We start from the raw sequence: 6,938 nt of genomic DNA, 5'->3' as shown, positions 1-6,938 counted from the left end.
GACGGCGACGGAGACCCGCTGGTTCTCCTTCTCGGCGGCGTCCAGGGTCGCCTGCGCGGCCTTGGTGGCGGCCTCGATCGTCAGGTGCGTCGACTGCGTGGTGTTCTTCTTCCTGGCGTCCGCCTTGGCGACCGCGGCGGCGGGGGCGGCCGCGGTGTTCTCGCCGGTGGCGCTGGCCGAGTAGGCACCGAAGCCACCGAGGGCGAGGGCGGCGACGATCGCGCCGCCGGTCACGGCACGGGTGCGCGAGGTGGCCTTCTTCACGTGCTTCATGGGGTCTGCTCCAGTGAACTCGGTGGACTGCGGGGGCCGTCGGGAGTCCGTGGCCCGCTTCCCTTCCATCCTGGTGGCGGCCCCCTGTGCCGGCGGTCGTCGTCCCGGCTGCGTCCGGCGCCCGCAACGGTGGACCCCGGGGTCATCCGATCGGTTGACCCCGAGGGGGCGTCCTCCCGGTCAGGCCCGGCCGGCCGACGGGCCCCGGTCCTCCGCCCGGTTCCTTCCGTGGTCCTCGGTCCGGTCCCTTCCGTGGGCCTCCGCCCGGTTCCTCGTCCGGTCCTTGGCCAGTTCCGCGAAGGCGCGGGCGGCGGCGCTGCGGTAGCCGGCCGCCCGGTGCAGCAGCGTGACACCACGGGTCGGCAGGGCCGGGGAGAGCGGGACATGGCTCAGCTGCGGGTGGTCCAGGGTGACCGCGTCGGGCAGCACGGTGGCCAGGCCGGTGCGCCGGACGATCTCCGTGAGGGCGCCGACGGCGTTGGCCTCCATCGCGATCCGCGGCCGGAGGCCGTGCTCGGAGACGTATGCGTCGATGTGCCGCCGGGTGGCGAAGTCCTGACCGAGCAGGGCGAGGTGATGGCCGTTCAGCTCCTCCGCCGGTACGGGCTCGGTCCGGCCGGCGAGGGGGTGGCCGGGGCCCACGACGAGGCCCAGGGTCTCGGTGAACAGAGCGGTGGCCTCGATGCCCGGCAGATGGCCGCCCTCGAAGGCGATGCCGAGATCGAGGCGGTCGGCGAGGAGCTCGGCCTCGATGCGGTCCTGGGTCGACTCCCGCACCTCCACCGTGATGCCCGGGTGACGGGTGTGGAAGTCGGCGACCAGAGGGCCCGTCAGGTAGGCGGTGAAGGTGGGCGTGGCGGCGAGCCGGAGCCGGCCGCGGGAGAGGTCGCGCACATCGAGCACCGCCCGCTCGCCGGCCGCCAGGTCCTGGAGCGCGCGCCGGGCGTAGGCGGCGTAGGCCTCCCCGGAGTCCGTCAGGCGCACCGTACGGCCGGTGCGGTCGAGGAGCAGTACCCCGAGGGCCTTCTCCAGCTGCTTGATCTGCTGGGAGAGCGTGGGCTGGGCGATCCGGAGCTCTTCGGCGGCGCGGGTGAAGTTGGCGTGCTCGGCGACGGCGAGCAGATAGCGGAGATGGCGGAGTTCCGGCTGCATGACATCGAGTGTAAAGCCGTATAGACCGCATCTATGGCAGGTATCGACAGTGGGTCTTGGACGCTATAGCTGCTGGTCGTGCAGGGTGAGGACATGCCTCATCTCGCCGAGGGAATCGCCCGCTTCCAGCGGGAGGTCTTCCCCGTCCACGCAGGTCTCTTCGCCCATCTCGCCACCGCCCACCGTCCCGGCACGCTGTTCATCGGCTGCTCCGACGCCCGTGTCGTACCCGAACTGATCACCCAGACCGACCCCGGTGAACTCTTCGTCGTCCGCACCGCCGGAAACCTCGTCCCCGCCCACGCCCCGGGCACCGACGGGGTGGCCGCCGGTGTCGAGTACGCCGTCACCGTCCTCGGTGTGCGGGACATCGTCGTCTGCGGGCACTCCGCCTGCGGCGCGATGACCGCGCTCGCCGAGGGACACGATCTGACCGGCGCGCCCGCCGTCGCCGCCTGGCTCCGTCACGCCGACGCCTCCCTGGCCCGTACCGCCGCGGCGGGCAGGGCCGGGGACGTGGCCGCGCTGGTGCGGGAGAACGTCGCCGCGCAGCTGGCGAACCTCGCCACCCACCCGTCCGTGGCCCGGGCCCTCGCCGGGGGAGAGGTACGGCTGCACGGCTGGGTCTTCCACATCGCCGACGGCACCGTCGAGGAACTTCCCGCCGTCGCGACGGCCACCGCCCCCCGCGCGGGGGCCGCCACCGGCGCCCGCGCCGCCGCCTGATCCCCTCCCACCCCCCCCGTAAGGAAAGGACGTACCTCTCATGGTGCACGCCCAGCTCGACCCCACCGCCCGTCGCGAGCTCGCCATCGCCGCCGTCGAGGCCAAGACCGTCAAGGACCTGAGCTGGCGGGAGATCGCCGACGCCGCCGGTCTCTCCGTCGCCTTCACCACCGCCGCCGTCCTCGGCCAGCACGCCCTGCCGGAGCCGGCCGCGAGGGCCGTCGCCGAACTCCTCGGCCTCGACGAGGACGCGGTGCGCCTGCTGCGGACGATCCCCACCCGGGGATCCCTCGACGGCATCCCGACCGACCCGACCGTCTACCGCTTCCACGAGATGCTCCAGGTGTACGGGACCACCCTCAAGGCCCTGGTCCACGAGGAGTTCGGCGACGGCATCATCTCCGCGATCAATTTCACGCTGGACGTGAAGAAGGTCGCCGACCCCGAGGGCGGCGAGCGCGCGGTCATCACGCTCGACGGCAAGTACCTCCCGACCAAGCCCTTCTGACCGGGTTCCTCCGGCGGGGCGCGTCGATCGTGCCGACGCGCCCCTGGCGGCCTCCCGGGTTCCACTTCCGGGGGCGCGGCCTGCGGTTCTATGGTGGGCGGCGCAGATCGCGCGGACCGCGCGGTCCTCCGCGGGCACGCGCCCGATCCGGCGGCCAACCCGGCGGCAGGGTCGCTCCCGCACGACACGAACGAGGAGTTCCATGGACATCGCCGGCTCCGCCGCTCTCGTCACCGGTGCCGCATCCGGTCTCGGCGCCGCCACCGCCGAGGCGCTCGCCGCCCGGGGCGCCACCGTCTACGGACTCGACCTGGACAAGGCCGTTGCCGCCGCCGGGCCGCTGCCCGAGGGCGTCCGGCTGCTCGCGGCCGACGTCACCGACGAGCAGCAGGTCCGCGAGGCCCTCGCCGCGATCGACGCCGACGGCGCCGAGCTGCGGCTCGCCGTGAACTGCGCGGGGATCGCCCCCTCCGCCCGCATCCTGGGCCGCAAGGGTCCGCACGACCTCGACCTGTTCCGGGCCGTGCTCAACGTCAACCTGCTCGGGACGTTCAACGTGATGCGCCTCGCCGCCGAGGCCATCGCCCGGCACGAGCCCGACGAGCACGGGCAGCGCGGTCTCGTCGTCAACACCGCCTCGATCGCCGCCTTCGAGGGGCAGGTCGGCCAGATCGCCTACGCCGCCTCCAAGGCCGGTGTCGCGGGCATGACCGTCACCGCCGCCCGCGACCTGGCACAGTTCGGCATCCGGGTCGTCACCATCGCCCCCGGCATCGTCGACACCCCGATGATGGCCGGCTTCGGCGAGGACGTCAGGGCCGGTCTCGCCGCGAGCGTCACCTTCCCGCAGCGCCTCGCGCGCCCGGAGGAGTACGCCCGCCTGGTGACGATGATCGCCGAGCACGACTACCTCAACGGCGAGACCATCCGGATGGACGGGGCGCTCCGGATGACCGCGCGCTGATCCCTGAGAGGCCCGGGCCTCCGTACCCTCTCGACAGCACTGGGTGCCGGATTCCTCCGGCACCTAGTGCCGCGCGAAGGCCGTACGGGTGTTAGGTTCGGGCCATGGGAACAGCGTCGACGAACTCCACGAAGCCCGCGATGCGGGACTCCCTCATCGCCGCGGCCTTCCAGCTCTTTCTGGAGCGGGGCTACGAGCAGACCACGGTCGACGACATCGTCACCCTCGCCGGCGTCGGCCGGAGGTCCTTCTTCCGGTACTTCCCGTCGAAGGAGGACGTGGTCTTCCCCGACCACGAGCAGTGCCTCGCCGACATGACCCGCTTCCTCGCGGCGAGCGCCGACTCCGACGACCCGATGGTCCGGGTCTGCGGCGCCGCTCGCCTCGTCATGCGGATGTACGCCGAGAACCCCACCTTCTCCGTCCAGCGCTACCGGCTCACCCGTGAGGTGGCCGGGCTGCGCACCTACGAGCTGTCGGTCGTCTGGCGGTACGAGAAGACCCTCGGCGACTATCTGCGGACCCGCTGGGCCGACCGCAGGGACGGCACGCTGCGCGCCAACGTCGCCGCGGCGGCCGTGGTCGCCGCCCACAACCACGCCCTGCGGCACTGGCTGCGGTCGGGCGGTGAGGGCGAGCCGCTGGCCGAGGTCGACGGTGCCCTGGAGTTCGTCCGCGGCACCTGGAGTCCGGACGCGGTCGTGGACGTGCCGGCCGAGGAGACCGAGGACGTCGTCGTGGTGATCACCAAGCGGTCCACCCCGATGTGGCGCGTGGTGCGCGAGGTGGAGGCGAGCCTCGGCGAGAGCTGAGGACGAACCGAAATCGGCGTCGGGGTTCTGAGTATCTCTAATTCAGGGAACTCAGGTCTTTATTATATGGCACTCAGTGCCATATCTTTGCTCCATGCACGGTCGAGCCGCCGAGTGCAAGGAGAAGGCATCGTGTTCCACACGGGACTGAGGAGCGGGACCGCCGTCCGGGCCGACGAGGAGTCGGCCCCCGACGCCGAGCTCTACTTCCAGCGCTGCCGCTGGTGCCACACCACGACGTTCCAGCGACTGCTCTGTCCGACCTGCGGGTCGACCGATCTCAACCCCGAACTCAGCGGGGGCGAGGGCGTGATCTCGGTACGGCGCGGGGTCGCCGCCGCCGACGCGGACCTCTGGCCGGTGTACATGACGGAGGGCTTCACGGTCCGCTGCCGCGTCGACGGCCCCCTGCACGCGGTGCGCCCCGGGGTCCGGGTCAAGGTCTCCTCGGGGGTCGGCGTGACGGGCCGCAGGCCGGTCGTCAGGCTCTGCGAGGAAGTGCCGCTCGACGGCTGGATCTGATGCGACACGGACGAAAAGGGGCGGTGGGTGGCACAGAGTGCCACCCACCGCCCCTTCTCCGTTCGGGCGACGGGACGGTCAGCGGGCGCCGATCTCGTCCGTGAGCTGCGGCAGCACCTCGAAGAGGTCACCGACGACGCCGTAGTCCACCAGGTCGAAGATCGGGGCCTCCGGGTCCTTGTTGACCGCCACGATCGTCTTCGACGTCTGCATGCCGGCCCGGTGCTGGATCGCGCCGGAGATGCCCGCAGCGACGTACAGCTGCGGCGAGACCTGCTTGCCGGTCTGGCCCACCTGGTTGGAGTGCGGGTACCAGCCCGCGTCCACGGCGGCACGGGAGGCGCCGACGGCCGCGCCGAGCGAGTCGGCCAGCTTCTCGACGACCGCGAAGCCCTCGGCCGCGCCGACACCGCGGCCGCCGGAGACCACGATCGCGGACTCGGTCAGCTCGGGGCGGCCGGTGGAGACGCGCGGGGTGCGCGAGACGACCTTCGCGGCGTTGCCGGTGAAGGCGACGGTGACGTTCTCGACCGTACCCGCGGCCGAGGAGGCCTCCGGGGCGGCGGAGTTGGGCTTGACGGTGATGACCGGCACGCCGTGGGTGACCGTCGAGCGCACCTGGTACGAGGCGGCGAAGACGGACTGGGTGGCGACCGGGCCGTTCTCGCCGGCCTCCAGCTCCACGGCGTCGGTGATCAGACCGGAGCCGAGGCGGAGCGCGACGCGGGCCGCGATCTCCTTGCCCTCGCCCGAGGAGGTCACCAGGACGGCGGCCGCCCCCTTCTCCTTGGCGAGCTGGGTGAGCGCGTCGACCTTCGGCACGACCAGCTCGTCGGAGAACTCGGCGCCGTCCGCGACGTACACGGTGGCCGCGCCGTACTCGCCGGCGGTGGCGGCGATCGAGGCCGCGGCCTCTCCGGCACCGAGCACGACCGCCGAGGGCTCGCCGATGCGGCGGGCCAGGGTCAGCAGTTCGAGGGCCGGCTTGCGGACCGCACCGTCGGCGTGGTCCACGAGAACCAGGATCTCAGCCATGATTCATTGCTCCTGTGTGGGTGTCTGGCCGGCGGCGGGTCAGATGAACTTCTGGGTGGCGAGGAAGGCGGCGAGCTGCTTGCCGCCGTCGCCCTCGTCCGTGACGATCGTGCCCTGCGTACGGGCCGGGCGCGCGGCCACGGAGTCGACCAGGGTCCAGGCCCCGGCGAGGCCCACCTCGTCGGCGTCGATGTCCAGGTCGTCCAGGTCCAGCTCCTGGACCGGCTTCTTCTTGGCGGCCATGATCCCCTTGAAGGAGGGGTAGCGGGCCTCGCCGGACTGGTCGGTCACCGAGACGACGGCCGGCAGCGGGGCCTCCAGGAGCTCGGTGGCGGCGTCGCCGTCACGGCGGCCCTTCACCAGGCCGTCCTCGACCGAGAGCTCCGAGAGCAGCGTCACCTGCGGGAGGTTCAGACGCTCGGCGAGCAGCGCGGGCAGCACGCCCATCGAACCGTCGGTCGAGGCCATGCCGCAGACGACCAGGTCGAAGCCGGTCTTCTCCAGGGCCTTGGCCAGGATCGCGGAGGTGGCGAAGACGTCGGAGCCGTGGATGTCCTCGTCGTTGACGTGGACGGCCTTGTCGGCGCCCATCGACAGCGCCTTGCGGAGCGCGTCCTTGGCATCGTCCGGGCCCACCGTGACGACGGTGACCTCGGCGTCGTCGGCCTCCTCCGAGATGCGGAGGGCCTGCTCGACGGCGTACTCGTCGAGCTCCGACAGCAGGCCGTCGACGGCCTCGCGGTCGGTCGTCAGGTCGTCGGCGAAACCGCGGTCGCCGGTCGCGTCGGGGACGTACTTCACACAGACAGCGATCTTCAGGGTCACGGCCTGTCTCCTTTCGAGGGGCTGGGGGTTACGGGAGGTTGCGGGCCATGACGATGCGCTGGACCTGGTTGGTGCCTTCGTAGATCTGGGTGATCTTGGCGTCGCGCATCATGCGCTCGAC

Annotated in this window: 9 protein-coding genes and 1 pseudogene; 5 read left to right on the top strand and 5 right to left on the bottom strand. The window is 72.0% G+C overall.

The genetic code is table 11. From position 1 onward, the window contains the following. Both IE311_RS36410 and cynR read right to left on the bottom strand, forming a co-directional pair. Positions 1-264 (bottom strand): annotated as a pseudogene (locus IE311_RS36410) (heme-binding protein); the annotation flags it as partial. A gap of 189 nt (positions 265-453) precedes the next feature. Beyond that, complete coding sequence (cynR, locus tag IE311_RS36405; RefSeq protein ID WP_189836194.1) at positions 454-1,425, bottom strand: transcriptional regulator CynR; 972 nt, start codon at positions 1,423-1,425, stop codon at positions 454-456. Positions 1,426-1,518: 93 nt separating this feature from the next. Here cynR and IE311_RS36400 point away from each other — a divergent pair, with 93 nt between their 5' ends. From IE311_RS36400 to IE311_RS36380, 5 genes are all read left to right on the top strand, one after another. Beyond that, positions 1,519-2,151: a carbonic anhydrase gene (locus IE311_RS36400; protein WP_189836193.1), complete on the top strand. Its 633-nt coding sequence runs from the start codon at positions 1,519-1,521 to the stop codon at positions 2,149-2,151. A gap of 40 nt (positions 2,152-2,191) precedes the next feature. Next, positions 2,192-2,659: a cyanase gene (gene cynS / locus IE311_RS36395; RefSeq protein ID WP_189836192.1), complete on the top strand. Its 468-nt coding sequence runs from the start codon at positions 2,192-2,194 to the stop codon at positions 2,657-2,659. Positions 2,660-2,861: 202 nt separating this feature from the next. Beyond that, positions 2,862-3,623 carry an SDR family NAD(P)-dependent oxidoreductase gene (locus IE311_RS36390; protein ID WP_189836191.1) on the top strand — a complete coding sequence of 254 codons (762 nt, stop codon included), beginning with the start codon at positions 2,862-2,864 and terminating at the stop codon, positions 3,621-3,623. Positions 3,624-3,727: 104 nt separating this feature from the next. Then, positions 3,728-4,435: a TetR family transcriptional regulator gene (locus IE311_RS36385; RefSeq protein ID WP_189836190.1), complete on the top strand. Its 708-nt coding sequence runs from the start codon at positions 3,728-3,730 to the stop codon at positions 4,433-4,435. A 132-nt stretch (positions 4,436-4,567) separates the two neighbouring features. Next, positions 4,568-4,957, top strand: coding sequence for a zinc ribbon domain-containing protein (locus IE311_RS36380; protein ID WP_189836189.1), 390 nt, complete (start codon positions 4,568-4,570; stop codon positions 4,955-4,957). A 78-nt stretch (positions 4,958-5,035) separates the two neighbouring features. Here the strand turns inward: IE311_RS36380 and IE311_RS36375 are convergent, their stop codons facing one another. The 3 genes from IE311_RS36375 to IE311_RS36365 all read right to left on the bottom strand — a co-directional run. After that, positions 5,036-5,992, bottom strand: a complete 957-nt coding sequence (locus IE311_RS36375; protein ID WP_189836188.1) for an electron transfer flavoprotein subunit alpha/FixB family protein — start codon at positions 5,990-5,992, stop codon at positions 5,036-5,038. 39 nt (positions 5,993-6,031) lie between these two features. Continuing rightward, positions 6,032-6,817 (bottom strand): electron transfer flavoprotein subunit beta/FixA family protein, encoded by a 786-nt coding sequence (locus tag IE311_RS36370; protein WP_189836187.1) that lies wholly within the window; start codon positions 6,815-6,817, stop codon positions 6,032-6,034. Positions 6,818-6,845: 28 nt separating this feature from the next. Beyond that, the coding region (locus tag IE311_RS36365) for an acyl-CoA dehydrogenase family protein (RefSeq protein WP_132919430.1) at positions 6,846-6,938 on the bottom strand (93 nt) is incomplete at its 5' end.

This window comes from Streptomyces zaomyceticus (assembly GCF_014656215.1).
Taxonomy (GTDB): Bacteria; Actinomycetota; Actinomycetes; order Streptomycetales; family Streptomycetaceae; genus Streptomyces; species Streptomyces zaomyceticus.
This window is presented reverse-complemented; position numbering and strand designations above follow the sequence as displayed.

Excerpts from the sequence above, each read along its gene's own strand:
- cynR (WP_189836194.1), bottom strand. The coding sequence starts at position 1,425 with ATGCAGCCGGAACTCCGCCATCTCCGCTATCTGCTCGCCGTCGCCGAG.
- IE311_RS36400 (WP_189836193.1), top strand. The coding sequence starts at position 1,519 with ATGCCTCATCTCGCCGAGGGAATCGCCCGCTTCCAGCGGGAGGTCTTC.
- cynS (WP_189836192.1), top strand. The coding sequence starts at position 2,192 with ATGGTGCACGCCCAGCTCGACCCCACCGCCCGTCGCGAGCTCGCCATC.
- IE311_RS36390 (WP_189836191.1), top strand. The coding sequence starts at position 2,862 with ATGGACATCGCCGGCTCCGCCGCTCTCGTCACCGGTGCCGCATCCGGT.
- IE311_RS36385 (WP_189836190.1), top strand. The coding sequence starts at position 3,728 with ATGGGAACAGCGTCGACGAACTCCACGAAGCCCGCGATGCGGGACTCC.
- IE311_RS36375 (WP_189836188.1), bottom strand. The coding sequence starts at position 5,992 with ATGGCTGAGATCCTGGTTCTCGTGGACCACGCCGACGGTGCGGTCCGC.